The organism is Fibrobacter sp. UWB11, from assembly GCF_900143015.1.
Classification (GTDB): domain Bacteria; phylum Fibrobacterota; class Fibrobacteria; order Fibrobacterales; family Fibrobacteraceae; genus Fibrobacter.
This window is the reverse complement of sequence record NZ_FSRT01000002.1, coordinates 81,612-108,590: the sequence shown is the minus strand read 5'-3', so window position 1 is coordinate 108,590 and position 26,979 is coordinate 81,612. Positions and strand designations below refer to the sequence as shown.

The 26,979-nt window shown below is 48.3% G+C and carries 19 protein-coding genes; 8 read left to right on the top strand and 11 right to left on the bottom strand.

Features of this window, described 5'->3' with window-relative positions:
* Positions 1-35 precede the first annotated feature (35 nt).
* The 7 genes from rfbA (at position 36) to BUQ91_RS09085 (ending at position 6,799) form a co-directional block, all read left to right on the top strand.
* A complete protein-coding gene (rfbA, locus tag BUQ91_RS09115; RefSeq protein WP_072827920.1) occupies positions 36-923 on the top strand; it encodes a glucose-1-phosphate thymidylyltransferase RfbA in 888 nt (295 codons plus the stop codon).
* Between the two features lie 288 nt (positions 924-1,211).
* Positions 1,212-1,853, top strand: a complete 642-nt coding sequence (locus tag BUQ91_RS09110) for a hypothetical protein (protein ID WP_074209029.1) — start codon at positions 1,212-1,214, stop codon at positions 1,851-1,853.
* Between the two features lie 140 nt (positions 1,854-1,993).
* Complete coding sequence (locus BUQ91_RS09105; protein WP_074209028.1) at positions 1,994-3,130, top strand: dTDP-glucose 4,6-dehydratase; 1,137 nt, start codon at positions 1,994-1,996, stop codon at positions 3,128-3,130.
* Positions 3,131-3,138: 8 nt separating this feature from the next.
* Positions 3,139-3,702 carry a dTDP-4-dehydrorhamnose 3,5-epimerase gene (gene rfbC / locus BUQ91_RS09100; RefSeq protein ID WP_074209027.1) on the top strand — a complete coding sequence of 188 codons (564 nt, stop codon included), beginning with the start codon at positions 3,139-3,141 and terminating at the stop codon, positions 3,700-3,702.
* Between the two features lie 78 nt (positions 3,703-3,780).
* On the top strand, positions 3,781-4,227 hold the full coding sequence (locus BUQ91_RS09095) for a low molecular weight protein-tyrosine-phosphatase (RefSeq protein WP_072827924.1): 447 nt from the start codon (positions 3,781-3,783) through the stop codon (positions 4,225-4,227).
* A 17-nt stretch (positions 4,228-4,244) separates the two neighbouring features.
* Positions 4,245-5,399, top strand: coding sequence for a polysaccharide biosynthesis/export family protein (locus BUQ91_RS09090; protein ID WP_072827925.1), 1,155 nt, complete (start codon positions 4,245-4,247; stop codon positions 5,397-5,399).
* A gap of 20 nt (positions 5,400-5,419) precedes the next feature.
* Positions 5,420-6,799 (top strand): mannose-1-phosphate guanylyltransferase/mannose-6-phosphate isomerase, encoded by a 1,380-nt coding sequence (locus tag BUQ91_RS09085; protein ID WP_072827926.1) that lies wholly within the window; start codon positions 5,420-5,422, stop codon positions 6,797-6,799.
* 127 nt (positions 6,800-6,926) lie between these two features.
* On the opposite strand, the gene pheS is transcribed toward BUQ91_RS09085, so the two are convergent.
* From pheS to uvrB, 7 genes are all read right to left on the bottom strand, one after another.
* Positions 6,927-7,949: a phenylalanine--tRNA ligase subunit alpha gene (gene pheS, locus BUQ91_RS09080; protein WP_072827927.1), complete on the bottom strand. Its 1,023-nt coding sequence runs from the start codon at positions 7,947-7,949 to the stop codon at positions 6,927-6,929.
* Positions 7,950-8,038: 89 nt separating this feature from the next.
* Positions 8,039-14,320: a pilus assembly PilX family protein gene (locus BUQ91_RS09075; protein WP_139299727.1), complete on the bottom strand. Its 6,282-nt coding sequence runs from the start codon at positions 14,318-14,320 to the stop codon at positions 8,039-8,041.
* Between the two features lie 28 nt (positions 14,321-14,348).
* On the bottom strand, positions 14,349-15,776 hold the full coding sequence (locus tag BUQ91_RS09070; RefSeq protein ID WP_074209025.1) for a prepilin-type N-terminal cleavage/methylation domain-containing protein: 1,428 nt from the start codon (positions 15,774-15,776) through the stop codon (positions 14,349-14,351).
* Positions 15,773-16,270, bottom strand: coding sequence for a type IV pilus modification PilV family protein (locus BUQ91_RS09065; protein WP_074209024.1), 498 nt, complete (start codon positions 16,268-16,270; stop codon positions 15,773-15,775). Before BUQ91_RS09065 ends, BUQ91_RS09070 begins: the two co-directional genes overlap by 4 nt.
* A gap of 192 nt (positions 16,271-16,462) precedes the next feature.
* Positions 16,463-18,097, bottom strand: coding sequence for a 2,3-bisphosphoglycerate-independent phosphoglycerate mutase (gene gpmI, locus BUQ91_RS09060; protein WP_074209023.1), 1,635 nt, complete (start codon positions 18,095-18,097; stop codon positions 16,463-16,465).
* A 130-nt stretch (positions 18,098-18,227) separates the two neighbouring features.
* Positions 18,228-19,271, bottom strand: coding sequence for a hypothetical protein (locus tag BUQ91_RS09055; protein WP_074209022.1), 1,044 nt, complete (start codon positions 19,269-19,271; stop codon positions 18,228-18,230).
* 166 nt (positions 19,272-19,437) lie between these two features.
* Entirely contained in the window at positions 19,438-21,747 is a 2,310-nt protein-coding gene (uvrB, locus tag BUQ91_RS09050) for an excinuclease ABC subunit UvrB (protein ID WP_254842305.1), read from the bottom strand.
* A gap of 57 nt (positions 21,748-21,804) precedes the next feature.
* Between uvrB and BUQ91_RS09045 the strand changes: the two genes are divergently transcribed.
* Positions 21,805-22,071 carry a hypothetical protein gene (locus BUQ91_RS09045; RefSeq protein ID WP_072827933.1) on the top strand — a complete coding sequence of 89 codons (267 nt, stop codon included), beginning with the start codon at positions 21,805-21,807 and terminating at the stop codon, positions 22,069-22,071.
* A 223-nt stretch (positions 22,072-22,294) separates the two neighbouring features.
* Here the strand turns inward: BUQ91_RS09045 and BUQ91_RS09040 are convergent, their stop codons facing one another.
* The 4 genes from BUQ91_RS09040 to cysS are packed head-to-tail and all read right to left on the bottom strand — an operon-like array spanning position 22,295 to position 26,922.
* Entirely contained in the window at positions 22,295-23,446 is a 1,152-nt protein-coding gene (locus BUQ91_RS09040) for an acyltransferase family protein (RefSeq protein WP_074209021.1), read from the bottom strand.
* A 53-nt stretch (positions 23,447-23,499) separates the two neighbouring features.
* Positions 23,500-24,156, bottom strand: a complete 657-nt coding sequence (locus BUQ91_RS09035; protein WP_074209020.1) for an MBL fold metallo-hydrolase — start codon at positions 24,154-24,156, stop codon at positions 23,500-23,502.
* A 9-nt stretch (positions 24,157-24,165) separates the two neighbouring features.
* Entirely contained in the window at positions 24,166-25,431 is a 1,266-nt protein-coding gene (locus tag BUQ91_RS09030) for an MFS transporter (RefSeq protein ID WP_256382319.1), read from the bottom strand.
* Positions 25,432-25,467: 36 nt separating this feature from the next.
* Entirely contained in the window at positions 25,468-26,922 is a 1,455-nt protein-coding gene (gene cysS, locus BUQ91_RS09025; protein WP_074209018.1) for a cysteine--tRNA ligase, read from the bottom strand.
* Between the last annotated feature and the right edge of the window lie 57 nt (positions 26,923-26,979).

The following is a 26,979-nucleotide window of genomic DNA, read 5'->3' as shown; positions in this document are numbered from 1 at the left end:
GAAGTTTTCTATTTTCGAAATCAAGGAGATTTGTTATGAAAGGTATCGTACTCGCTGGGGGTTCCGGCACGCGTCTGTATCCGCTTACGATGGTTACGTCGAAGCAACTTTTGCCGGTCTATGATAAGCCGATGATTTATTATCCGTTGTCTACGCTTATGCTGGCGGGTATCCGTGATATTCTTATTATATCGACTCCGACGGATTTACCGAATTTTGAACGCTTGCTTGGCGATGGTTCTGCCATGGGTCTCAACTTGAGTTACAAGGTACAACCGAGCCCGGACGGACTTGCTCAGGCATTCATCCTTGGCGAAGAATTTATTGGCGATGATTGCTGTGCAATGGTCCTTGGCGATAACATCTTCTATGGAAACGGTTTTAGCCCGCTTTTGAAGGCCGCTGTGAAAAACGCCGAAGAAAACGGACGTGCAAGTGTGTTCGGTTATTATGTCGAGGACCCGGAACGCTTTGGCGTCGTGGAATTCGATAAGGATGGCAAGGTGATTTCGGTGGAAGAAAAGCCGAAGGAACCGAAGAGCAATTATGCCATTACAGGCCTTTATTTCTACGACAATCGCGTTTCGAAATTTGCAAAGGTGCAAAAGCCGAGTGCTCGTGGCGAACTTGAAATTACCGACCTTAACAAGACCTATCTCGACAAGGGCGAACTTGACGTGAAACTCTTGGGCCGTGGTTTTGCATGGCTTGATACCGGCACGATGGATAGCCTCATCGAAGCGGGCGAGTTCGTGAAAATGGTCGAAAACCGCCAGGGTATCCAGATTTCTGCAATCGAAGAAATTGCCTATATCAACGGTTGGATCAACAAAGAAAAACTTTTGGAATCAGCCGCCAAGTATGGTAAGTCTCCTTACGGCCAGCACTTGAAAAAAGTTGCTGAAGGAAAAATTCATTATTAAGCTCAGACGCAACGCTCTGTTATAAAATCATTCTTTTGAAAATGAAATCCGGCTCTTGTAGCTGGATTTTTTTCTTTTTGGATTTTGTTTGCTTGTATGATGAAAATAAATTAATTTGAGTTTTATTATAAATTAGTTTGTTGACTGTCGATAAAGGGTTATTAGTTTGTAGTATGTATGGAGTTTTAATAGATAAATTATTTTTATGTTATAATTGAAAATGTTGTATTGAAATCTAAATTAAAATAAAATATATTGTGGCCCAACTTTTTTTAAAAGGAGATAATTATGAAAAAAGTTACTTTGGGGGCCGTTGTTTGGGCTTTGGCGATGATGGGTTGCTCTGAATCGGGCATGGATAATTCTGTTACGTCTTCAATAGGTGCTGCTCAGCAAGGACTTGTTATAGAATTTGCTGAAATACCTAATTTGCAGGCTGTTGTAGATGATTGCCCTCAAAATGTGTGTGGCGATACTGATCATAATTATTTTAGACGAGTTGATCTTTGGGGCCATACGTATCATTATCGTCAAGAACTCCTAGTGAATAGCGTTAATCAAGGTTATGCAAAAATAATGATTGCAAAAGATGCTGCTCCTACAAAGGCTGATTTACTTTATATTAGAACTATATGCGTGCAAGACTGTGATGATTTTGGAAATTGCAAAGAAGTTTCAGGTGTGGGTAGATATACAGAATCAAGTGTTCCCGTGTCGGTTTCAAACGCTGTTGAAAATAGGTGCGTAGATGAGTTGCCTCGTGGGAAAAGTGTTGGTGTTGTTTCAACTTTTGCTGCAACTTTTAATCCTGGAAAACATGATGAAATAGTCCTGCAAGCGACTACATATAAAAATTTAGGCCAAGAACAGGCTATGTGGGTTTATCGAAATTATTTGTATCCTGTATTGCTTCAAGACGCAGGACTTTAGTTCTAAACTTCTTATTATCTCAACGAACTCGGCTTTCTTTGCCGGGTTCTTTTTTTATGTCAAATACTGTTATTGTAGGGCGCTTTAAATGGAATCTGTTTTTACAATTTCTATATTGTTCTTGTAAATTGGAGAAAAGCATGAAACGTTCAATAGTGATTACAGGCGGTGCTGGCTTTATTGGTAGCCATGTCGTTCGTCTTTTTGTCAATAAGTATCCTGAATACAAGATTATCAACCTTGATAAGCTTACTTATGCGGGTAATCTTGCGAACTTGAAGGATGTCGAAGACAAGCCGAACTACAAGTTCGTGAAAATGGATATTTGCGATTTTGACGCATTCTACAAGCTTATGCAGGACGAACAGGTCGATGGCATCATCCACCTTGCTGCCGAAAGCCATGTGGACCGTTCCATCAAGGATCCGTTCACATTTGCTCGTACGAACGTCATGGGTACGCTCACGCTTTTGCAGGCCGCCAAGCTCTACTGGGAAAGCCTCCCCGAAAAGTACGAAGGCAAGCGTTTCTACCACATTTCGACCGACGAAGTCTACGGCGCCCTCAAGATGAACCACCCGGAAGGCATCACGCCTCCGTTCACGACGACGGCTTCTAGCTCGGAACATCACTTGGCTTACGGTGACGACTTCTTCTACGAAACGACGAAGTACACGCCGCATAGCCCGTATTCCGCATCCAAGGCTGGCTCCGACCACTTTGTGCGTGCGTTCCACGATACCTACGGCATGCCGACCATCGTGACGAACTGCTCCAACAACTACGGTCCGTACCAGTTCCCCGAAAAGCTTATCCCGCTCTTCATCAACAACATCCGCCACAAGAAGCCGCTCCCGGTTTATGGCAAGGGTGAAAACGTCCGCGACTGGCTCTTTGTCGAAGACCATGCCCGCGCGATTGACGTGATTTTCCACAATGGTAATATTGCCGAAACCTACAATATCGGTGGCTTCAACGAATGGAAGAACATCGATATCATCAAGGTCGTCATCAAGACCGTTGATAAGCTCCTTGGCCGTGCTGAAGGCGAAGACTTGAACCTCATCACTTACGTGACGGACCGCTTGGGCCACGATGCCCGCTACGCTATTGATTCCACCAAGCTCCAGAAGGAACTCGGCTGGGAACCGTCGTTGCAGTTCGAAGAAGGTATCGAAAAGACCGTGCGCTGGTACTTGGACAACCAGGAATGGCTGGACAACATCACGAGCGGCGACTACGAAAAGTATTACGAAACGATGTACAAGAACAGGTAATTGCTAAAATGGGAAAGTTTAACTTTATAGATACAAAAATCGAAGGTGTGAAAATCATTGAACCGACCGTGTTCGGCGATGCCCGCGGTTATTTTATGGAAACCTACAGCCGCCGCGACTTTGCCGAAGGTGGCATTGATGTCGATTTCGTGCAAGATAATGAATCTCGCAGCAAGAAGGGCGTGCTTCGCGGTCTCCATTTCCAAAAGCAGAATCCGCAGGGCAAGCTTGTCCGCGTCATCGAAGGCGAAGTCTTTGATGTGGCCGTCGACCTCCGCAAGAACAGCAAGACGTTCGGCAAATGGGTGGGCGTTACGCTCTCTGCCGAAAACAAGAAGCAATTCTACATTCCCGAAGGCTTTGCTCACGGCTTTGTAGTGCTTTCCGAAACGGCATCGTTTGTTTACAAGTGCACGCGTTTCTACGCCCCGGGCGACGAAGGTGGCCTGATGTGGAACGATCCGGAAATTGGCATCAAGTGGCCGGTGGGAGACGGTTTTGAACCGCTCCTCTCCGAAAAGGATACCAAGAACCCGTGCCTCAAGGATCTTGGCTTCGCTTTTGATTTATAGTTTTAGACGTTTGTCATTAGTTATGACTGATGCCTATTGATTGTAAACTTAAACTTATTTTTCTATTATTACGCTATCATGAAAAACATTCTTGTCGTTTGTACAGGGAATATCTGCCGCAGCCCAACAGGGGAGTACCTTTTAAAAAAAGAACTCGGACCGGACTTCAATGTAATGAGTGCGGGCCTTGGTGCTTTGGTGGATAATCCTGCTCACGAAATTTCCCAGAAGATAGCCTTGCAGCATGGCATTGACATGAGCGCTCACAAGGCACGTCAAATCAATTTGGACATTCTTAAATGGGCCGATTTGATTTTGGTAATGGAAAATGGGCATAAAAGGGAACTTTTGCACAAATACCCGTGGCTCGAAGGTAAGGTGTTTCGCTATGGTGAATCCCGCCAGGTCGATATTCCTGACCCGTACAGAAGACCGGAAAATGCGTATGTCATGGCCTGGAATTTTATTTCCAAACTGACTCCGTATTGGGTTGAAAAAATTAGGCAGAGTGAAGCCGCAAAATAATTCTAAAAAGGAAACGTATGAATAAAATTGGTATTGCTCTTTGTGGTGTAGCCGGAGTTATCTTGAGCGGTTGCTTTGCTGCTCCTCAGATGCGAATGGACATTCCCACAGACTCCACGACCTATAATGGAATTACGTTCAAACTACATTCCATTGACGAAGGTGACATGGGTGAACCGGTGCAGGTCGCCCCGAATCCGTACGAAGGCAAATTGGAAGATTTGCTGGTGGATTCCCTTCCTGACTTGGAATACAGGATTGGACCTTTGGATATGGTTCAGGTGGTTGTCTGGGAACATCCGGAACTGACTTCCCCGATGGGTCAATACCAGCCGGCCGGCCAAAAGGTGACGACCGATGGCAAGCTTTTCTACCCGTATGCCGGTGAAATTCAGGTTGCTGGTCTTACCGCTCAGGAACTTCGCGCCGAAATTACAAAACGCCTTTCGGACAAGATTCTTAACGATCCTCAGGTGGATGTTCGCGTGACTGGTTACCACAGCCGTAAGGCTTTTGTTTCTGGTGCCGTCAATAGACCGGGTGTTGTAAGGTTTGATGAAAACCCGATGACGATTTCTGATATGATTGCAAATGTGGGCGGCTTTAGTGAATTGGCCGATCCTTCGTTTGTTCAGCTTCGTCGTGGCGAAAAAATCTATAACATCGACTATGTCCGTGCATTCAAGGATAATATTGCCATTGACCGTATTCTCGTGAAGCCGGGTGACCAACTCTTTGTCCCGTTAAGAAGCCAAATGGAACGTGACAGAAAGGTGTACGTCCTTGGTGAAGTGAACAGAACCGGCATTGTCCGCATGGATAGCTATTTGTCCTTGGCTGAAGCTCTTGCTTCTGCCGGTGGTGTGAATGCCATCAATGCTTCGCCGAAAGATGTTTATGTTATAAGAAACACGTCCCAAGAAAAGATTGATATCTATCAGTTGGATGCAAAGAATGCTTTGGCTTTAGCAATGGCCGACCGCTTCGAATTGAATCCGCGTGATATCGTTTATGTCGATGCTTCTGGTATTGCAACTTGGAACCGTCTTCTTAGCTTGATCTTGCCGACGATGAATGCTGTTTACACTGGTACGAATATCGTTCAGAATATCCAGGAAATTAATAACGCTGGTTGGAAGACTCCTTCTCAAAAGAAAGCCAGCTCTAAATAACAGTTATCAGGGCTATTAAAATGATTAACTTGATTTTGTGTGGTGGTAGCGGAACGCGTCTTTGGCCGATTAGCCGCTCCCTTATGCCGAAACAGTTTGCACGTCTTTTTGACGGTGCATCCTTGTTCCAGCGTACTGTAAAAACCAATTCTCGCATTTGTGAAGCTCAATACATTGTTAGCAATGCGGATCAGTATTTCTTGGCTAAGGACCAGCTCGAGGAAGTCGGCGCTGACAAGGCACGCTTCCTCCTGGAACCGGTGGGTCGCAATACGGCTCCGGCAATTGCTCTTGCCTGCCTCGGCTTGAATCCGGACGATATCGTTCTCGTGTCTCCTTCGGATCACGTGATTCGCAAGGCTGACGCCTACGAAGATTGTTTGCGCAAGGCCGAAGAATTTGCTAAGAAAGGTTTCTTGGTGACGTTTGGCATTACGCCGACGGGCCCGGAAACTGGCTACGGCTACATTGAAGCGAATGGCGAAGATGTCAAGCGCTTTGTTGAAAAGCCGGATTTGGAAACTGCAAAGAAGTATGTCGCTTCTGGAAGATTCTTCTGGAACAGCGGTATCTTCTGCTTCAAGGCTTCTACGTTCTTGAGCGAACTTGAAGTTTATTCTCCGGATATCTTGAGCGCCGCTAAGGTAGCCTTTGCAAATGCCAAGAAAGAAAATAAGGACTCGCTTATTCGTGTCGATCATGAAGACATGATGAACATTCCTTCGAATTCGATTGACTACGCTGTGATGGAAAAATCTTCGAAGGTGAAGGTCGTGCCGAGCGATATCGGCTGGTCTGATCTTGGTGCATTCGATTCTCTCTATGGTGAATTCGATCACGATGAAAACGGCAACAACATAAACGCAAAGCACTTGGGCATTGGTTCCAAGAACTCGCTCGTGCTTGGCGGTCAGCGTCAGATTTGCACAATCGATTTGGATAACATGTTGATTGTCGATACGCCGGATGCACTCTTGGTCGCTCCGCTTGCAAGCAGCCAGAAGGTAAAGAAAGTTGTTGACGAACTCAAGGCTCGCGGCTCTGACTTGCCGACTGTGCCGCAGACGGTCAATCGTCCGTGGGGTACTTACTCCGTGCTCGAATCGACAGACCGCTACAAGATGAAGCGCATTGTCGTGCGTCCGGGCGAACGCCTCTCGTTGCAGAAGCATTTGCACCGTTCTGAACATTGGGTCGTTGTGAGCGGTACCGCTACAGTGACTGTTGGCGACAAGGTGTTCTATGTGCGTCCGAATGAATCGACATACATCCCGTCGGGAACGGTTCATCGTTTGCAGAACGAAGGCAAGCTTCCGCTCGTGATTGTTGAAGTCCAGGTCGGCGAATACACCGGCGAAGACGACATCATCCGCGTGCAGGACGACTACAAGCGCTCTTAAACATGGGCGGGCTTCGCCCGCTTCTGTCATCCTGAGCGCAGTGCGAAGCACGAAGTCGAAGGATCTAATGAAAAATGGCGGGCTTAAGCCCGCCTTTTCACTTTTTAATTCCTAATTTCGAATTAACTTAGAATTGGCTCAGGAATCTCTGATCGTTGGCTGTCAAAAGTCCGATTTCCGGAATCTCATGGCGGAGCATGGCGATACGGTCAAGACCGAAACCGAATGCAAAGCCTGTGAACTTTTCGGAATCAATGCCGCAGTTTTTGAACACGTTCGGGTCCACAGAGCCGCAACCACCGATTTCCATCCAGCCCGTGCCCTTGCAACGACGGCAACCCTTGCCACCGCAGAACACGCAGCTCACGTCCATTTCTGCAGACGGTTCCGTGAACGGGAAGAAGCTCGGACGGAAGCGAGTCTTGACGCCTGCGCCAAAGAGTTTGTTCATGAACACCTGGAGCACGCCCTTGAGGTCGGCGAAGCTAATGTTTTCGTCAACGACAAGACCTTCGCACTGCTGGAACATCGGAGCGTGGGTCGCATCGTTATCGACGCGGAACACGTGGCCCGGAGCAATCATGCGGAAAGGCGGCTTGTGCGTTTCCATGTAGTGAATCTGGGTGCCCGACGTGTGCGTGCGGAGCATGACCTTGTTGTCGACGTAGAATGTGTCCTGCATGTCGCGGCTCGGATGGTCAGGCGGAGTGTTGAGCGCTTCAAAGTTGTACCAATCCGTTTCGATGTCGCGACCGAAGTCCACATCAAAACCCATCTGCGCAAAGAAGTCGATGATTTCTTCGCGGACGTCGTACAGCGGGTGCGTAGAACCGGCGGCGATACCTGCGCCCGGGAGCGTGATATCGACAGCGCCGCTGGCGAGTTTCTTCTGGAGAGCGGCTTCGTTTGCCGTTTCGATAGCCTTGTCGATTGCTTCGGAAACAGCAACCTTCAGTTCGTTCACGAGCTTGCCGTAAGCAGGGCGTTCTTCGGCGCTGAGCGAACCCATCTGCTTCATGAGGTCGGTGACGGCGCCCTTCTTGCCGAGGTACTTTACGCGGAGATTGTTGACCGCTTCTTGATTGGTGAGGTCCGTTTGTGCAAGTTCTGCATCAAAGGCCTGCTTGACATTGTTAATAGCTTCACTCATAGTACGGCGAAATTTAGAAAAAATGTGCATTTCTTGCACGAGTAAATATGAAAAAAGCTCCCCGGTGGGGGGAGCTTTGCTGTTATTTGTTAATTCCAGTCATAGATTTTCCATTTTATGTCTAGTTCTGGTTTTGCGTAAATGGTGCATTTTTGCGTTTGATATACACTAATCCAACCAGAACAATCGTGTGATATAGTGGTAAATGTTCCATCGCAATTCTTTATTTTGATATTAACTGGACAGTGTGGAGACCACCAACTTCCGATTCTTAATGTGTTAGACTGTTGCATAGTGTATTTTACACATTGCCCTGCGCTAACTTCGATATCTTGTACATCTCCAGTTCCTGGTTGCATTACAATTGAATTATGATCATTGCAATCGAAATCGTTGGTCTTAGAACTACTGCTGCTCTTTGCAGAGCTACTGCTGCTCTTTGCAGAACTGCTACTGCTCTTCGCAGAACTACTACTGCTCTTTGCTGAACTAGAACTGTAGGTTACGTTAAAGTTGCAATCGTCAGATTTTTTCCCGTTGCTTATGGTAAGTTTGTGCGTCACTGAAGTTTGACTTCCTCCATAGGAGAAATTGATGGTTTGGTTATCACTGTAATCGCCACTTCCATCGGCAGCAGGTACTATGTTGTATGTGCAATCTTCTGCTGGACCACATCCCGTTGATTTAGTTTCAATCGTTACAGAAGTACCGTCGACTGTAACATTAAGATTATCACAATCCAAATTCACATTGCTTGGCTGTGGTTCCGTGCCGTTTTCTTTAACTGTAAATGTCTTTTCGCACTCGTCAAAATCTCCATCAGGGCTATATAACCTAAACTTATAGGTTGTTCCGACAGTTAGGGTGGGCATGTCTTTGTTATCGATTTTGATGTCACATTTATTACTGGGGGCGTACACAAGCCCATGTCCTGTTTTGGCCGTGCAGTTTCCACTGATTTTTTCATCGCCATCGAGTGTGACTGTGTAACTGCAACCATTGCAGTTGTATATCCATGCTTTGAAATGTGCTGCGTTTTGATTCACTTCAGGATCTTCTCCAGGGCCGGGTTGTTCGATTTTGCAAGCCGGTGTAAATCCTGTGATTGTTCGACATTCTTTTTCTTCGCCATAGTCTGCGCCATCCGATTTTAACTTGAGGCTGAATGACCAGTCGCTAAGTAATCCATTGATGTCATCGAGACCTCTCGGTATGGTAATCATAGCATTTTCTGTACCATATACCACGATATCTGCTTTGTCTATTTCGTATGTCTTGGTCGTATTGGTGGAATGTCTATGGGCGATAATTTGGTAATTGTCCACACCATCTCTATTGTTTATAGCAGCCGTAAGTTGGACATACATATATGTCTTGCCTCCTATAAACATAAAGCTGGAAGTTCCTTTTACTTTGTCTTCGGCTTGGCAACTCTTGACTCGAACTGCCGTTTCGCAGAGAGCAGAAACGTTCTTTACGGTTACGCTTCCGCTACCCTTGTTTTCGAAGTGTACACTCTTTACCTTAGAAATGTCGAATCCACCCGTTTCTGTTTCGAAATCGCTGGCATTAAATGTCTTTGTTTCTCCATTCATGGAAACGTGTTCGCTGGGGTAGAGCTCATCTCCTGTTCCTTGGCTGTATAACCATACCCATACTTCGCTATTATCGTCGTTTTTGAGGTCTATTTTCAGCTGGCCGGAACGCATATTTATAGCTCTTGTAAATGCAGCAGATTGTTGGCCCGATCCGGGCAAAGAAATTTCGCCAGTAATCTTATCTGTTGTAGAGCATACGTTCTGAGGACCCGTCCAGAAAACACCGCAATGAGCACTGTCATTTGCCCACATCATTTCTTCGGTATTATCCGATGAATAAGTGTTTTGACATTCGAGGCCGACTTTTGCGGTTCTTATGTCGGTTCCACTCAAATCAGTGTAACCATGCTTTCCGCTACTTGTGAAATCAAAAATGTAGCCATCGTCTTCGCATGTGGTGTACCCATAATTGTCACCGTTGCAAGCGTCGTCACCTCGGTAGTAGTATTTTTCGGTGCAATCGCTTGAATTCCAGCCTTCCCAGCCAGAATAGCCGACCCATGGCTTTACCGGTTTTGTTGTCGGAATAACTCCATAATAGGCTACGGCCGCGAAAGAACATTTGATTGTGGGGTAGGTGTTGAAACATTCGTAGTTTGTACTCTTCCAGCCAATACCGTAAATCTTGAACTTGGGGCTTGCCATGCGCAATCCGACATGCGAACCTTCAAAGTAGCCACTCCATGTGCCAAGAAGGAATTTGGTACTTGCCTTCGTGCTTTCGTTACCCTTCGATAATGCAACCGTTATTTCTGTAGCGGTAATTTCGGCTTCAATCATGACCATGTCATTTTCTGTTACGGACAAAGACAGTGATTCTTCACGGCATGTTGTGCCACCGGCATTGCATACACGAACTGCGGCACTGCCGTAGTCGTCTATGAAAACGCTGAGTTTTAGGTAGCTTGTTGCTTCTGCATCGGAACCCAACAAGAATCCTGATTGAGAGTCGTCTCTAGGCAAGCGAACCAAAGCCTTCAGTGTTCCGTGTGTTCCTGCATCGGCATTGATGGTGCTCATTAAGGTGATGTCGCCATTTTTTTGAATGGATAATATACCGTTTTCGTAATCAACCATGCTTATTTTGCCACGGACCAAGTGCCATTTTGCATCGGCAAAGTTGCCGTCAGTGATGGATGCCGATTCGCAATGGTCTGCGGGGGCGCAGTAGTCAATGCAGTATTCCTTTCTTTCGTTTGACGGAAGATCGTTACAGGCTGCGGCACTGTTTTCGAACTTGTCAAAGAAGCAATGCTTGTCGACTTCATTATACATCACTGTTATGACGGTTTCGTTATCAGAGACTGTAAATTCCGAGAAGTTGTTCGAGTTCCACTTTTCGTGATTGGGACAGCTGGGGCCTTCGCATTGCCAGTATTTAAAATCCTTGTTGTCATCGTTGTCTGTATCGATGCTCATGGATATTTTACCTTCCCTGTACACGTTTACGATACATTCGTGTTCTGCGTTGGCTTCATTATATCGACAGACCTTGGGGTCAGAGCCTCTATGTACTGTAAAGGACGGGTTTTTGCCCGATTCGACATTTTTAAACTTGAATTTGACTTTGTGAACTTTTTCCTTGGCTGAGGCGTTCAATATGCAGTTCTTGTGTGTCTCTGTAAAGGTACAAGAATTATCTTCTTCAGGGATGATGACTATACAGGGCAAGTCTTGTTTTGACACATCGATAAACTTTACAGTGGTGTTGATGGCAGAGGATACTAACCAGGCGTTGTTAAGTTCTGTGGTTTGGAATCCTGTTCCATCGGGTTCGACCCATTTCTCATCGGCAGGGACTTCGCAATCCCTCCAGTTGTATCGTTCTTCTTCGGTGGGGCACTCGTCTGCATGTGTGTGGCAATAATCATCGAGTTGTTCGAATGTTGCTTGAGCTCGGTTAACAGATCCGGTGGTGCCCATGTAGAGACCTGTAGTGGTCGGAGCGGTTGGAATGTAGTTTTCACCGTCGAGAATCTGGAACGTCATGGTTCCACTTGTGGCTGCATCTGTTTTTATGGTAAACAACTTCATCAGTCTTTCTGTGTTATAGGGGTTTGCTACAGTAAATGTGCATGTGCCACCTGTAGTAACATCATTAAGTACATATTCATAACTCCAGTTGCTTGGTGGTGTCGGGCAAGAAACTTGCAAATCGATTGAATTAATCTTGGGTTGTAAACGTATATAGATGTCCTTGGTCTCGCTTCCACCAATTTCTTGGCTTGGTTCGGCAAACGAAACTTGGTGCAAATTGCGTAATTCCTTGTTGTCTATAGCAAGCCATACCGGGACGGTTTCGTCATAGCCATCTGCTGAAATATCGCACTTGTATGTTCCTTTGGGGAGCCTGTTCCCATCAGGAGAAAACATTTTTGAGTTCAAACTGCTTATATCCAAAGAGGAGTAGCTGTTTACCTTGGTGCACGAACCGAGATCCAAGTTTGTCTTGGCTAGTGGAGCTGCATTCTGTGGCTTATTTAATGTAATTACGTTGATATAGTCGCCGAGAGTTCCATAAGGGTCATTGGGCAAGGATATTACACGGGGTAATATGATAAATGAGGAGGCCAAGTTGTCACTGTCGGTTACTTTTTCAAAGCTCTTTGTTTGTGATTCAAGAGAAATGCCCAGTTGTGGGGCCATGGATACATAGTAATGGTCGTAACCGTCGTCGCCACCTGATCCTCCAGAACTCGAACTTGCGGCGGCCATGCCGGAACAGGTATTTGATCCGTCGTTGTCGCAAATAATAGAGGCGTCAGAAAGGTCTTCTGTCAATTCTTGGTCAAAACGGGCGTATAAGGTGTTGTTGCCTACGGTGTTAAAGCTGGCGCATTTTCCGGTAGAGGCATTTTTGCCCATGACCACAGAACCGCTCATGGGGTTTTCGAGAGTATTCATGTCAAAGCGGACTACATCATCTTCGCTAAAGACGAAATAACGGTGGTCGCCGCTTTTCTCGGCGAATTCAATAGCATAGTTTGATGGGCTTGGCCAACCATTCGGCAAATACAGAAACACTTTGGAATTTCCTGATGTTGCGGGGAGATAGGCCGAGTGGTTCGTACTGTTTGCGTTGAACTTGAAGATAAAGTTGCCGTTTAAAGTTCCGCCCATCTTGTGTGCTTGCCACCCCATGGGGGTGCCGAACTCTAATATCAACCAGTTGTCGTTGTATAGTTTACCATTGTTTTTGGCTATTTGGTAACATTCATTCATAAGTTCTGTCGAGTTATCCCATTCAGACCATATATTGGCATTGCAACCATTGGGAGATGTCTTGCTATGTGTGAGTCCGAGTTCAAAAATTTTGGTATTCACCTGGATAGGTGTTTTTATTCGATCGCACGATTCATCTCTTTCTTCTAATTTGGCTTTGTATATGTCGAGTTTGTTTGCTTTCCAACTGGCGATTTCGTCTTCTGAAGGTTCTGTTTCTAAGAATTGACCTTTGTAACCAAGCCATTTGTTGTAATTTAGTGATCTTGCACAAGTAAATCCATCCGTTGTTCTGCATTTTGTATTGATTTTTTTGCCGGTTGTTGAACCGGTCTCTGTGCAGACTGTAAAATTATTTGGAGTGGTACCACTTAGATAAGTATAAAATCCATAAATCCAAATTTTATCTCCATCTCCTGAACCAAACCTGGTTCTTCGAATTGCATCTCGTCCGTCGATTTTGTTGCTGAAATGAGGGTAACCTGTGCATGGTTGGGCGTTACCCATTTTTCCTGGAGAATTTCCTTTGACATAAACATTGTGTCCTACTATTATGCTGTCAATGACGGTTGCATCGTTGAAAGACGAAGGAAATCTAATGGAATTGAATACCACGCTGCTTTTTGCATTAAAAGCGTGTGCACCGCCATGGTCATAATAAATAAGAGTGTCGGCCGTGATGTTGCCACCAACTTCTAGATCTCCAGGTTTATCATTGTAGCATCCCCCTGTAATAGCTGTGTAAGGGTAAAAATCTCTTAAATTAATATTCCCTTCTGCGTAAAGTGAACCGCCAATAGTGGATTTAACGTTGCCGGGATAAAAGTTGCCGTGAACATACATGTTGTTTGTCACATTGATTCCCGAACAGGTTCCGACGTCTCCTGTTACGTATAGCTCTTTGATGTTGTTTTTATCGTTGGCGTAAAAGGAACCATCCAAAATAAGATAATTTGTTACGGTGACGTCATTCATGGCTTGTCCTCCAGCGTTTCTTACGTCTGGAGTTTGCGTGATTACAGCCTTGTCGATGTTGAGTTTGTCAATGGATTTCAGTTCTCCGTGGAATGCTTCTGCAAAATTGGAAGATGATTGCGTAACAGGTAATTTGACACGATACAAGCCGTCTACATTGAATATGGCCACTTCGGTATGGCTCGTTTCGTTACGGGATTCACCTGTAGAAAGAACTTTTATCTTGTATGTCGAATTAGTCGTGTTTACACCGGTCACCCACACGTGATAGTTTTGCCCAGCCTTTTGCAAGGGACGCAACTGGTCATCAATGTTGATGGGCTTACCTTTTTCTTGGAACTGCTTGATGAGGGCGCCTACATCGTTTCCGTGGAATGTCATCCAACTACGGGCGTTTTCGATACCCGCTTGTGCGCTCTGGTAGGCTTCGCGCTTGAGCATACGACTCGCGCTAGAGAATCCTTCACTTGAGATAAATTTCCAAGTGGCAGTCGCTGCGATTGTGGCAACGAGCATAAACATAAGTACGGTGATAAGAGAAACACCGGCTCTGCTTTTTAAATAATCCGTTCTCATATCGAAAACCTCACTTCTCACACTAAAATTAGTCGCCCGTTCCGTTGCTCGGAATAGGAATAATCAAGTCCACGTTACCTGTTTCACCGCTGCCGCCGTTTTTAGCACCACGGCTTATTTGCAACCTGAGCTTTAATGCTTTCACTTTTTTCTTTTCTTTTATATTGCTACTTGCTTCTGAGTTGAATCCGCTGAACTTGTAGTTGGCTGTAGCCACCTGCGTTACTTTCAAATCTTTTATGGTCACCAAGCCCGATGCGACTAGAGGTGAATAGAATGCGAAGGTGAATGCTAGGCATACACTTCCTACGTGTTCAGGGACTGTAAACCTCATGACGCGCTTTCCTGCGCCATCTGCAGCATTGGGCGGATAAAAGAAAAAGTCTGGCAATATAATGTGACCGTGTGACATGGCATAGCCACCAGTACTTTTTCTAAAGCCTACAGACATGTGGTCTTTATTTGGGACAAAGTTAATGCTTCTATCCTTATCGGCTTGAGATGTCACTTCAAATGAAATTTCGTAGACCGTGTCAGGACCAAAGTTCATGACGCCGTGTTCTGCACATTGCGTTTTCCAGTCGGCATCTAAGTAATCGGAAGGGTTTATGGCAATCGCTTGGTTTACTCTTTGATCACCTTCGGCGTAAATTGCGTTTTCAAGATTGTCTTCTTGGTTCTTGTAGTTTGAGAAAAAACCAGAAAGTGTAATTGCAGTACCTGCGGCAAAAGCTTCGTTTGTTTCATTGGCGGTGTTGAAAGAGACAAAGGTTCTGTCATATTCGCCACTTGCATCCAAGCGCGGAAAAAGCATGTATTGGCTCGATCCGCTTGCCGGGAATATTTGCGTGGCGCCTTCCAATGCTCCTGGTTGTGCGGCTTCGACATTAAAGGCTGAAACATTGGGGACCATCTCTACGGGGTTGGGTTCATTGCCCGAAGTAACGCAAGGATCGTCATCGGGTAAGGCAAAGCCGGATGCTGGTTCTATAGTGATACAGCTGCGCTTGAGGATTCGGTCTTCAACGTACCAACGAATGGAGTCGATTGCTTGGTATGCACCTGTTTCTTCGTTGTATCGCGTGCGCTTGAAAGTCAGTACGCTGTTTCCGCCGCTAGATTCAATTCTGAAGGAGGATGAATCCCTTTTGTCGCCGTCTGCGTTATCGGGGTCCATGTAGATTCTTTTTCCAGAAAAAGTAAATGAGGTGCTTCCAGTCGCATTGGCGCTTTTTGTTCCCAACGGTTCTACGTCTTCTTTAATGATTGATGCGATATTTCCTGCATCTTGGTTTGCCCTAATCATGTTGTCGGTGCGTACGCGGACCTTGGTAGAATTGCTAAATGCTTCGCCAGCGATAACTACAATAATGCCAACAATGCCCATGTAGACCATGAGCTCCATGAGGGTAAAACCGGCTTTATATTTTTGCCTTTCGTCTGTAAAAGGAATCATTTGACTACCCCCGATACGCTTATGGACTGCGTGGAGTTCTTGAATTTCCAGCTGATGGTGACGTCTAGCCTTTTGGCGTACACGTGCTCAACGCTGTCTGTACCAAGGAGCATGGACGAGGTCTTGGTCTTGTATTCGTCATCGCGCGAAACGGTAATTTCGGCTCTGTAGTTCACTGTCATAGTATTGGTGACAGCTCCAGGCTGGCCTTGCCAGGTGCGCACGATAGGGTCGATAATTATAGGTTTTATGTTGCCGGCATCGTCTTTGGCGAGATTTTCGTCGTAAAGGCTGGCAAGTCCAAGTGCCCCAAGGGAATCGATAAGGTTCTGGGCGACTTCGGTTGCTCCGTCACGGCCTCGAATGCGTAGCAGGGAATCGTGGTTTCCTCCGTGCATGTTCATTATAGCCATGTACATAAAACCAAGTACAGCCGCCGCTACCAAAGCTTCGACTATTCCAAAACCGCCTTTGCTCTTCTTGGGATCGGTCATAAAAATTTCCTCATCACCACGTCTTTTTTACAATTAAAAATACGTTTTTTGATAGTAAAATGAAAAAATATTTTTGCAACGTGGCTAGTATCACCCCAAAAATGGGCTATATGCAAAAAAAGGAACCCCGAAGGGTTCCTTTTTTGAATTCTTGTGGATTGCTTCGCCCTTGCAGGGCTCGCAATGACGTTTTTACTTGATAATGAGCATGGAATCGTCCCAGGCTTCGTGCTTTTCGAGGCCGAGGAGGTTTGCTGTCGTTGCAGCGATGTTGGAAAGACCCCAGTCGCCTTCCTTAAGGCCGAGCTTGCCGCCAGTGACGTTATCGTAAAGGATGCAAGGAACCTTGTTGAGGGTGTGGCTGGTCTTGGCCTTGAACGTACCGTCCTTGTTGACCTTCGGCATGCCGGTCTTCTTGTCGATTTCGTACATTTCGTCGGCGTTACCGTGGTCAGCCGTGATGATGGCAACACCACCGAGGGCGTCGATCACCGGGAGGAGTCGTGCGAGGCCGATGTCCACAGCTTCGATAGCCATCGTAGCGGCGCGGAAGCTACCGGTGTGGCCCACCATATCGCCGTTCGGGAAGTTGCAGCGGAGCGTCTGGTACTTGCCGCTCTTCAAGGCTTCGATCATGGCGTCGGTGATTTCGGCGGCCTTCATCCACGGGCGCTGTTCGAACGGAACAACGTCAGATTCGATTTCGAGGTAGGTTTCGCCGTCGAACTTGCTGGAACGGTTACCATTCCAGAAGTAAGTGACGTGGCCGTACTTCTGCGTTTCGGAGCAGGCGAACTGCTTCACGCCCGTTTCAGCGAGCCATTCGCCGCTGGTTTCCTTGATGGCCGGAGGCGGAACGAGGAAGCGGTTCGGGAGCTTGAGGTCGCCGTCGTATTGGAGCATGCCAGCGTAGCAGACGTGCGGGAAGCGCTTGCGGTCAAATTCGTTGAAGGATTCTTCTTCGAAGGCGCGGGTGATTTCGATAGCGCGGTCGCCACGGAAGTTGAAGAACACCACGGAGTCGCCATCGTTGATGGTACCGACTGGCTGGCCGTCCTTAGCAATCACGAACGGCGGGAGGTCCTGGTCAATAGCCTTGGTTTCGCCACGGAGAGTTTCGATAGCCTGCGTAGCGTTGTCGAAGTAGCGGCCTTCGCCGAGCACGTGAGTCTTCCAGCCGAGTTCCACCATCTTCCAGTTAGCGTTGTAACGGTCCATGGTAATCTGCATACGGCCACCGCCAGAAGCGATGCAAACGTCGAATTCCGGAGAGCGGAGTTCGTCGAGGAACTTTTCGAACGGGCCGACGTAATCGAGAGCGGAGGTTTCCGGAACGTCACGACCGTCGAGGAGAATGTGAACGCGGACCTTCTTGAGGCCTTCCTTCTTGGCCTGAGCGACCATGGCCTTGAGGTGAGAAATGTTGGAGTGAACGTTACCGTCGCTGAAGAGGCCGATGAAGTGGAGGACGGTGTTCTTTTCGCGGGCGTTGCCGGCAATTTCCTTCCAAGCGTCGCGGCCGAAGATGTCGCCGCTGTTGATTGCGTCTGCAACGAGGGCTGCACCCTGGTTGTACACCTGGCCAGCACCGATAGCGTTGTGGCCGACTTCGGAGTTACCCATGTCTTCGTTGGTCGGCATACCGACGGCGCGACCGTGGGCCTTCAAGAGAACGTTCGGGTACATCTTGAAGAGGTTGTCGAGAGTCGGGGTGCGGGCAGCCTTGATGGCGTTGCCTTCGACCTTATCGGTGATACCAAAACCGTCCATCACGATGGTGACGACCGGGCCCTTGATGCCAGGGAAATTGGAAAGTTTCTTGAGCATGATTTACTCCATTTTAATGTTTACGGCGCAAAGATAGAAAAATGAAAAGACAATCCCGGCACGGAGGCCGGAATGACATACAAAAAAGGACCCTCGTGACGAGGGTCCTGAAAAAGCATAGAAACTTTAATTACTGAGCGGCCTTGTAGATAATAAGCGTCATTGTGACGTTGCCGTTTGCATCAGGCGGAATGGATTCCTTTACGCCGAATGCTACGAAACCTGCTGCAGAACCAGTGAGCGGAGCGTATGTCGGGGCTACGCCAACGACGAACTGTTCACCGATTTCACTGATGAAGTTTCCAATGGTTTCTTGCAAGGAGCTAGAAAGGTAGGTGAAGCTAGTTGTTTGCGGAACATCCGGCAGCCAGTTCGGTGTCCAGTCGTTCCAGTCATCACCATCGTTTCTGTTGTTGTAGATTGCAAACTTAAATCCGGTTGTGCTGTACAAACCAATAGCCGTTGAACTTGTAGCCTTGAAGCAAACATCGCCGGTTTCGTCTGCAGAGATTGCTCCGGTTGCAGCGCTAAAGCATCTGTTGATTTTGGTGTTGAACTGGAGTTCGACAGACGTGAGCGGAATGCCCGGTGCTTCCGGTTCTGCAGAAGAAGAACTTTCCGGAACCTTGCACTTTTCTTCGCTACGAGTAAACGGAATTCTTGCAACAGAGGTCGAAGGCACGTAGCCATCGTCTGCGTATGCCGTGATGATGAGTTCGAACTCACCGCAATCGGTATAGCCGACATCGAGGTCCGTGGTGACACCCATTTCAGACAAGCTGACTGTAGAGACCAAGGTGTTTACGTAGTCCCTAGGCTGAGCTATGTTTACGGTACCCTGCGGTACTTGGGTTTCTTTTTTGACAATCATGAAGTCGACACCAGTGAAGCGGACTGCATTAATGTCCATGACCGTGTTCGAGTCGCTGAGGTCAAGTGTCAAAGTGCCATCGAAAACAATCTTTGTAAGGCTCGGAGGTGCGCTGAGAGCCGAGAATACAATAGCTGTGGTCGGTGTTGGCTCTGGCGGAACGTAAACGCTGGAAGAGCTATTACCGGTAGACTGGCCACCGGGAAAACCGGGGTTACTATCTTCACCACAAGCAACAAAGCTTAACGCTCCCAATGTGAGAGCCGAACTAAAAATAAGAGGTGTGACAAATTTTGAATTCATTGTAATACCCTTTCTATGTAATCTTTAGGTTAAAATAAACAAATTATGGGAAAAAAGCACCAAGATTTTTTCTTTTTATAATAATACAAAAAATTGTTTACGAAACAGTAGTGTAATTACAGGACTGTGATGGACATTATAATAAATTTGTAAACAATTTTATACACTAAACGTCCATGGAGCGTATAATATCGCGGATTCGGGCGGCTTCCTCGAAGTCCAGGCGGGCTGCAGCCTCTTTCATTTGGCGTTCCAGGTCGGCGAGCTTGGAAGCGCCTGGATTGCTTCGCCCTTGGCTCGCAATGACGTTAGAGGGGGATGCCGCGGAACGGTTGCCGGGGGACGCTTTCTTCGAGGAGTTTTTCCTGAAGCGTGAGGGCTGCAACGGTTCCATCGGACGGATGCCGGGGGTGAAGTCTTCGCTGAGATCCTTCGACTCCGTTTCACTTCGCTCAGGATGACACAGCTCGTCAATTTCGTTGTCGTCACCGATGTCACCGAGCGGGTCGATGATTCGCAGGTCTTCTTCGATTTTGCGGGTGACGGACTTTGGGGTAATCCCGTGTTCCTTGTTGAATTCTTCCTGGAGGCCGCGGCGGCGGTTCGTCTCGTCAATGGCCTTTTGCAGACTTTCGGTCATATTGTCCGCGAACAAAAGGACGGTGCCGTTCACGTTGCGGCTTGCGCGGCCCATCGTCTGGATAAGGCTGCGGTAGTTGCGCAAAAAGCCTTCCTTGTCGGCGTCGAGGATGGCAACCATGCTCACTTCGGGGAGGTCTAGGCCTTCGCGCAAGAGGTTGATGCCCACGAGTACGTCAAATTCGCCGCTGCGGAGCCCGCGGATGAGTTCGTGGCGCTCGAGTGTCTTGATATCGCTATGGAGGTACTTGGCTCGGATGTTTGCTTCGATGAAAAATTCCGTGAGGTCTTGCGCCATCTTCTTGGTAAGCGTCGTGACGAGTACGCGGTCGCCGTTTTTCACGACTTCTTCGATGCGGTACAGGAGCACATCCATTTGCCCTTGGATCGGGAACAGCTCAATCTTCGGGTCCAAAAGTCCGGTCGGTCGGTTAATCTGTTCGGTCGCGACACCGCTAGTCTTTTTGAGTTCGTAGTCGCCAGGCGTGGCGCTCACAAAGAGCACCTGTTTCGGGTACATGTACTCGAATTCGGCGAAGTTCATCGGGCGGTTGTCGAGAGCGCAGGGAAGGCGGAACCCATATTGCACGAGCGTGGTCTTGCGGGATTTGTCGCCTTCGGCCATGCCGCCCACTTGCGGGATGCTCACGTGCGATTCGTCAATCATCAAAAGCCAATCGTCGCCAAAGTAGTCGATGAGTGTGAATGGGCGTGTGCCCGGAGCACGGTCTTCGATGATGCGCGAGTAGTTTTCGATGCCGTTGCACATGCCGGTTTCTCGGAGCATTTCCATGTCGTAGCGGGTGCGGCTTGAAAGGCGTGCCGATTCCAGCACTTTGCCTTCTTTATCGAGTTCGGCGAGGCGGTCGGTGAGTTCCATCTGTATGCGCTGTAACATGCCCGCGCGGTTTTCTTCTTTGGTGACAAAGTGCTTTGCGGGGGCGATGGTGAGTTCTTCAACTTCCTTGATGACTTCGCCGGTGACGATGTTGAAGCGGTAAAGGCGATCGACTTCGTCTCCGAAAAGCTCAATGCGCAGCCCGTCTTCGTCGTAGCTCGGGTGCACTTCGATGACGTCGCCGCGGACGCGGAATGTGCCGCGGTCGAGGCTAAAATCGTTGCGTGAATACTGGATGTGGACAAGGTCTCGCAGAATCTTGTCGCGGTCGTAAATGTCACCCTTCTTGATGCGTACCATCAAGTCGAAGTATTCACTCGGGCTTCCCAAACCGTAAATGCAGCTCACGGAAGCAACGATAATGACATCGCGGCGTGTGAGGAGGTTGGCCGTTGCGCGCAGACGGAGCTTGTCGATTTCATCGTTGATGCTCGCGTCTTTCTCGATGAACGTGTCCGTGTGCGGAATGTACGCTTCGGGCTGGAAGTAGTCGTAATAGCTGACGAAGTATTCCACCGCGTTGTTCGGGAAGAACGACTTGAATTCTTGATAGAGCTGGGCGGCGAGCGTCTTGTTATGCGTGAGAATGAGCGTTGGCTTCCCGACATTCTTGATGACGTTTGCCATCGTGAAAGTTTTGCCGGAACCGGTTACGCCGAGAAGCGTCTGGAACTGTTCGCCGTTTTTGAATCCTTCGGTCAATTCTTCGATGGCTTTGGGCTGGTCGCCAGCAGCACCGTAAGGGCTCACGAGGTCAAAATCCGCACGCGTGGGCGCCTGGAACTGCTTGAGTTTGCCGGGCAAGCTCTTAGAAGGCGGTAGCGGTTTCGCTATCGGTTTTGCATACGGATCAGGAGTAATAGTCTTACGTGCGCGAGCCATGTTATCAGACGAAAAATAGTAAGTAAAATTGAGGTTGTCATCCTGAGCGAAGGGCATAGCCCGAAGTCGAAGGATCCAGTGAAGTCTTGCTTCGAAATTTCTATATTTCGGTTCATGATTTGCAATCGAATTCTTGGTACGACTCATCACGGCACTTACAAGAAGGTTGTTGATGTTCCTCTTTTGCGCGAGGAACTGACGGCACGTTCTATCCGCTGCATCGCACGCGATGGTGTCGAAATTGAAATCGATGTCTACGAGGACTTGCAGGAAGGCGATATTTTGGCGGAGACTGACTTTAACGTGTACGCCGTAAAAATCTACGTGCCCAAGAAAAAGCCTGCCGAAGCACCAACGCCCAAGTTCAAGAGCTATTTGTAATTGCACGCTGCGCAGTCGTTTTCGAGATGCTCAGCGATTATTATCTTGTCATTCCCGCGAATGCGGGAATCTCCATCGAGCTAAATTTTGCTCAATTTTCTTTTTGCGTTTTAAAAGGGTGATGCCCTCCCCATTCGCGGATCATGCTCACATAAGTGCTAAAGCACTAAGTGATCAAAGAGCTCGGTGGCGGGCATGACATGTTAAATGATTTTCGAAATAATTAGCTATTTATGTTCAGGCTTTCTTTTACGCTGATTTTTTCTTTGCCGAGTAGGCGGTGGAGCTTGCTGCGGAAAAGCGGAATTGCGGCGATAGTGCCCAATGCGACAATGACGATGGCAATGTAGGCGATTCCCGGTTGGTTGATTTGCGGCCTGAAGAAGAGTCTCAATATCAGGACAATCCACCAATGGACTGCGAGAATCACAAGTGCGTTGCGGGAAATATTGCGGAGGATTCCCTTGAAAATTCGGATGGGTGCAAAGTCAGGAATTTTGCTTGCAAGCAGGAACGTGGCGATAAGGCCGATAATGCCTGTAATGGAACTTGCGACAAATTGGGGGAGGTTCTTGCCCAAGTCATTGTTCATGATGCTGAAATTCGGGCTGGGCGATTCCAAAAATGCGTAGGCGATAAAGCTTGCAATTCCGATGGCAGCAACGATGGCTGTGTTTTTTGCGGCGTGAGCGTCACCTACGGAAATGGCGCTGTGAATCTTTTTGATAGGATCCTTGCAGAGAAAACCGCATCCAAAGAAAAAGAGAATCGTGAGGTCGCGCTCAATGCCAAGCGGCAAGTGAATGTGGTTCTCGTTTAGGAGCCAACCGCAAAGAAGACCTTCTATGGACATCACGGCGAAAAAAAGTTTGGGGTGGACTTGCTTTTTCGACATCTCGTGAAGCAGGTAAAAAAGCAAGCTGACGGAATATAAAGTAAATACAAACCACAGTGGCCCTGCGCCAACGGAAGATTTCCCGGCGATGAAAATTTTAGCGATGTTCCAATAGATGTATTGCCAAGTGTTATTGATGTCAGGAATGGTGTTCACGACCGTCATCGTGGGCGATTTTGGGTACAGCGCAAAATTGTAAACGACCGGGTCAATGGCGAAAAAGAGGAACGAAAGATAAAGGTAGGGGACTAACAGGACTCGCGTTTTATGGGTAAAGTACCCCTTAAAATTTGTGAATCGCTTTGTGCTGAATAGGAACCCTGAAATAAAGAAAAATGCGGACATGCGGAGTGCGCTCAAATGCCACATTCCCAAGTGTGCGTTCGGGAAATTTTGCTCGATGTGAAAAAGGCAAACGAGCAAAAGAACGAATCCCTTGAATTCGTCAATCCAACCGATTCTCGCTTGCCCGTTGTTCATTTGTTACTTCACTGTCATTCCCGATTTAATCGGGAATCTCCTTCTGGCTTAAATTAGTACCATCCCTTTTCATTCTCGATGGTTGTGCTTGGCCCATGTCCGGGGAACACTACAGTCTCTGCCGGGAGCGTAAGGAGCTTTGATTTGATGCCGCTTACGAGGGCAAATTCGTCACCGCCGTAGAGGTCGCTGCGACCGCGGCTGCCTGCAAAAATGATATCGCCTGGAAAAAGGAGCGGCGGTACGTTATCTTGTCCGTTGACTTTGCCCGGATTTTCGCAGAAGAAGGCAAGACCGCCCGGGGAGTGCCCTGCGACGTGAATCACTTGCAACCGGATTTCTGCAATTTCGATGATGTCGCCGTCGTTCAGGTAATTACCCAATGCTGGCGCTAAATCGTTACACGGGAGTCCGAACAATTGACTTTGTTCTTTTTGCGCTTCGAGAAGGAACGTGTCATCTTTGTGCGCTTCGGCTTTGATGCCATATGTGCGTTCTACGAATGCGTTTCCAAGCACGTGATCGAGATGCAAATGCGTGTTCAGGTTGCGGCAGACTTTGAGGTTTTCCGACTTGATGTAATCAGCGAGAGCCGCTTGTTCGCGGGCATTGCTCACGCTCGGGTCAATTAAAATGGCTTCGCCCTTGCTGTTACTCAGAATGTAGCAGTTCACTCCGAACGGATTGAATACAAATTGCTTTATCTCCATAATAAACCCTTAATGTTTTCTATGACGATTGCGTAAACGGCGTTGTATGCGGCGCTCCCGTTTGAGCGTTTCCATCGAGACCGTGTGGAGGATGTCAATGACACGTTCGCGGGCGTAAGATTTGTTCAGTTTCTTGTGCGTTACGTAGTCCAGCAGGCACACGCACAAAAGTAACAATCCGACAAAAATCGAGAGTGAAATTGGCCAAAGATGAACTGTGAATTTGGTTGCAACGAGACCGAATGCAGGCGGCATCAAAATGGAACCCACGTAAGAACCGGCGAGCTGGATGCTGATGGCTTGGCTGGAGAGCGATTCGCCGAAACGCGCAGGGGTGGCGTGAATTAGTGATGGATAAACAGGGGCGCAACCGAGGCCGAGCAGGCAAATGCAAACGGGCTGCATCCATAGCGGAAGCGGGAGTGAAAGCACAAGGCAGCCTGCGGCGACGATGAAAATCCCGGCATAAATCAGGCGATGGTCGGTGAATTTAATCGCAAAAAATCCACTTGCGATGCGGCCGATCATCACGGATGCAAACATGAGCGACACGATGAATGCTCCGATTTCGGGCTTGAATCCGCAGGCGATGAGGTAGGTGCCGCACCAAAGGCTTGTGGAAATTTCCAATGCCGAATAAAAGAAGAACGTGAGGAACGAAAGCTTCATTCCCGGGACCCGAAGTGCTTCGCGAATGCTGATTTGCGGTGCTTTTACGGGTGATTTTGCCTGGATAGTGACGTTTTCCGAAAGCCCTCCGCGGGCTTCCGTTTTTTTCCAAAGCGGGAGTGAAATAAGAATCAGTACGAAAATTGCAGCGAGAGCAGCGGCGACATATTCGTAAGCCCCGCGCCAACCGCCACCGATCAAAATCGATAACGAAAGGAGCGATGGTCCGAGTGTAGCTCCGATGCCCCAACTTGCATGCAGCCAGTTTGTGTGTTTGGATTCTAGATAAACTGCGGCGAAGTTGTTCATCGCCACATCGACGGCTCCTGCGCCAATGCCCATGGGGATTGCCCAAAGGCAAAGAATGTTGAACGAGTTCGCCAAACCGTAACCGATGGAGGCGATTGCGGTAAGCGCGATGCTGTAGGCAACGAGTTTTCCTGTGCCAAAAATGCGGAGAACTTTCGGCGTGCAAAGGCTAGAGACAATTGTTCCAAGGGAGGCAATAATGGAAAGTACGCCTGCCGCAGAAATCGGCGTTTTAAGGTCTAGATGCATTAAGGGCCAAGCTGCTCCAAGAATGGTGTCGGGGAGGCCTAGCCCAATAAATGCAACGTATATGACAACGAGGAGGAAAATGGCTTATTCCTTTATGCTCCAGGTCGTGCCTTCCTTAGAGTCCTTGATCACGATGTTCATCGCGGCAAGTTCATCGCGGATGCGGTCACTTTCGGCCCAGTTCTTGTTGGCGCGGGCTTCCTTACGGGCGGCAATCAGGGCTTCAATCTTGGCGGTGTCGATTTCGTCGTTGGCACCCTTCTTGGCGTATTCTTCGCGAGGCTGGTCAAGTTTGAGACCAAAGATCTTGTCGAAGTCCATTACGAGAGCGGCTTTTTCGCCGTCGTCGATATCGCTCTTGAGCATCGTGTTCATGATGCCGAGGGCACGAGGCATGTTGAGGTCGTCACCGATGGCGTCCTTGAATTCCTGCTGGAAAGCCTTGGCAGCATCGCTTGTAATGGCGGTTGCCTTGCCGATCAGCGGGTCAGTCTTTTTGTGCAAGCTCTTGAATGCTTCCTTGGCACCGGTGAGGGCTTCCCAAGTGAAGTTCAGGTAGTTGCGGTAGTGGCTGCCGATGGCGAAGAAGCGGTAGTCGAGCGGGTTGAAGCCGCGGTCCATGAGGAGCGAGACGGTCAAGAATTCGCCCGAGGACTTGCTCATCTTGCCGAACTTCTGTTCGGTCGTGCCGTCTTCCAGCTTTTCTTCGCTTGCGGTGCGGAGGAATTCGCCGTGCATCCAGAAGCGTGCGAACGTCACGCCGTTGGCGCATTCGCTCTGGGCGATTTCGTTTGTGTGGTGCACGCGGATGTGGTCGGTACCGCCGCAGTGGATGTCGAGCGTCGGGCCGTTGTACTTCATGGCCATGGCGGAGCATTCAATATGCCAGCCGGGGAAGCCGACGCCCCACGGGCTGTCCCATTCCATGGCGCGCTTCTTGTCCTTCGGGCTGAACTTCCACAAGGCAAAGTCGGTGGCGTTCTTCTTTTCGCCCATGTCGATGCGGCTACCCTTGCGGAGGTTTTCCACGTCGAGGCGGGCAAAATCGGCGTAGCGCGGGAACTTGAGGCTATCGAAATAGATGCCATCGCTAGTGCGGTAGGTGTAGCCCTTTTCTTCCAAGGTCTTCACCAGGTCAATCTGTTCCTGGATGTGCTGCGTGGCAGGTGTCCAGCGGGTCGGTTCCTGGATGTTTAAGCGGTGCCAGTCGGCCATGAATGCGTCGGTGTAGAACTTCGCGATGTCCCAAACGGACTTGCCTTCGCGGGCGGCGCCCTTTTCCATTTTGTCGTCGCCAGAGTCGGCGTCGCTGGTCAAGTGGCCCACGTCGGTGATGTTCACGATGTGATTCACCTTGTAGCCGTAGTAGTTCAGCGTGCGGACCAGGAAGTCTTCGAAAATGTAGGTGCGGAGGTTACCGATGTGGGCGAAATGGTACACCGTCGGGCCACAACAGTACATGCGCACGGCGGGAACGCCTTCAGGAAGTGTGAAAATCTCTTTCTTACGCGATGCTGTGTTGTAGAATTGAAGTGCCATTTTAGCCTCCGGTTAATGTGGCGCAACATGCGCCGAACGAGCGGCAATTTAGAATTT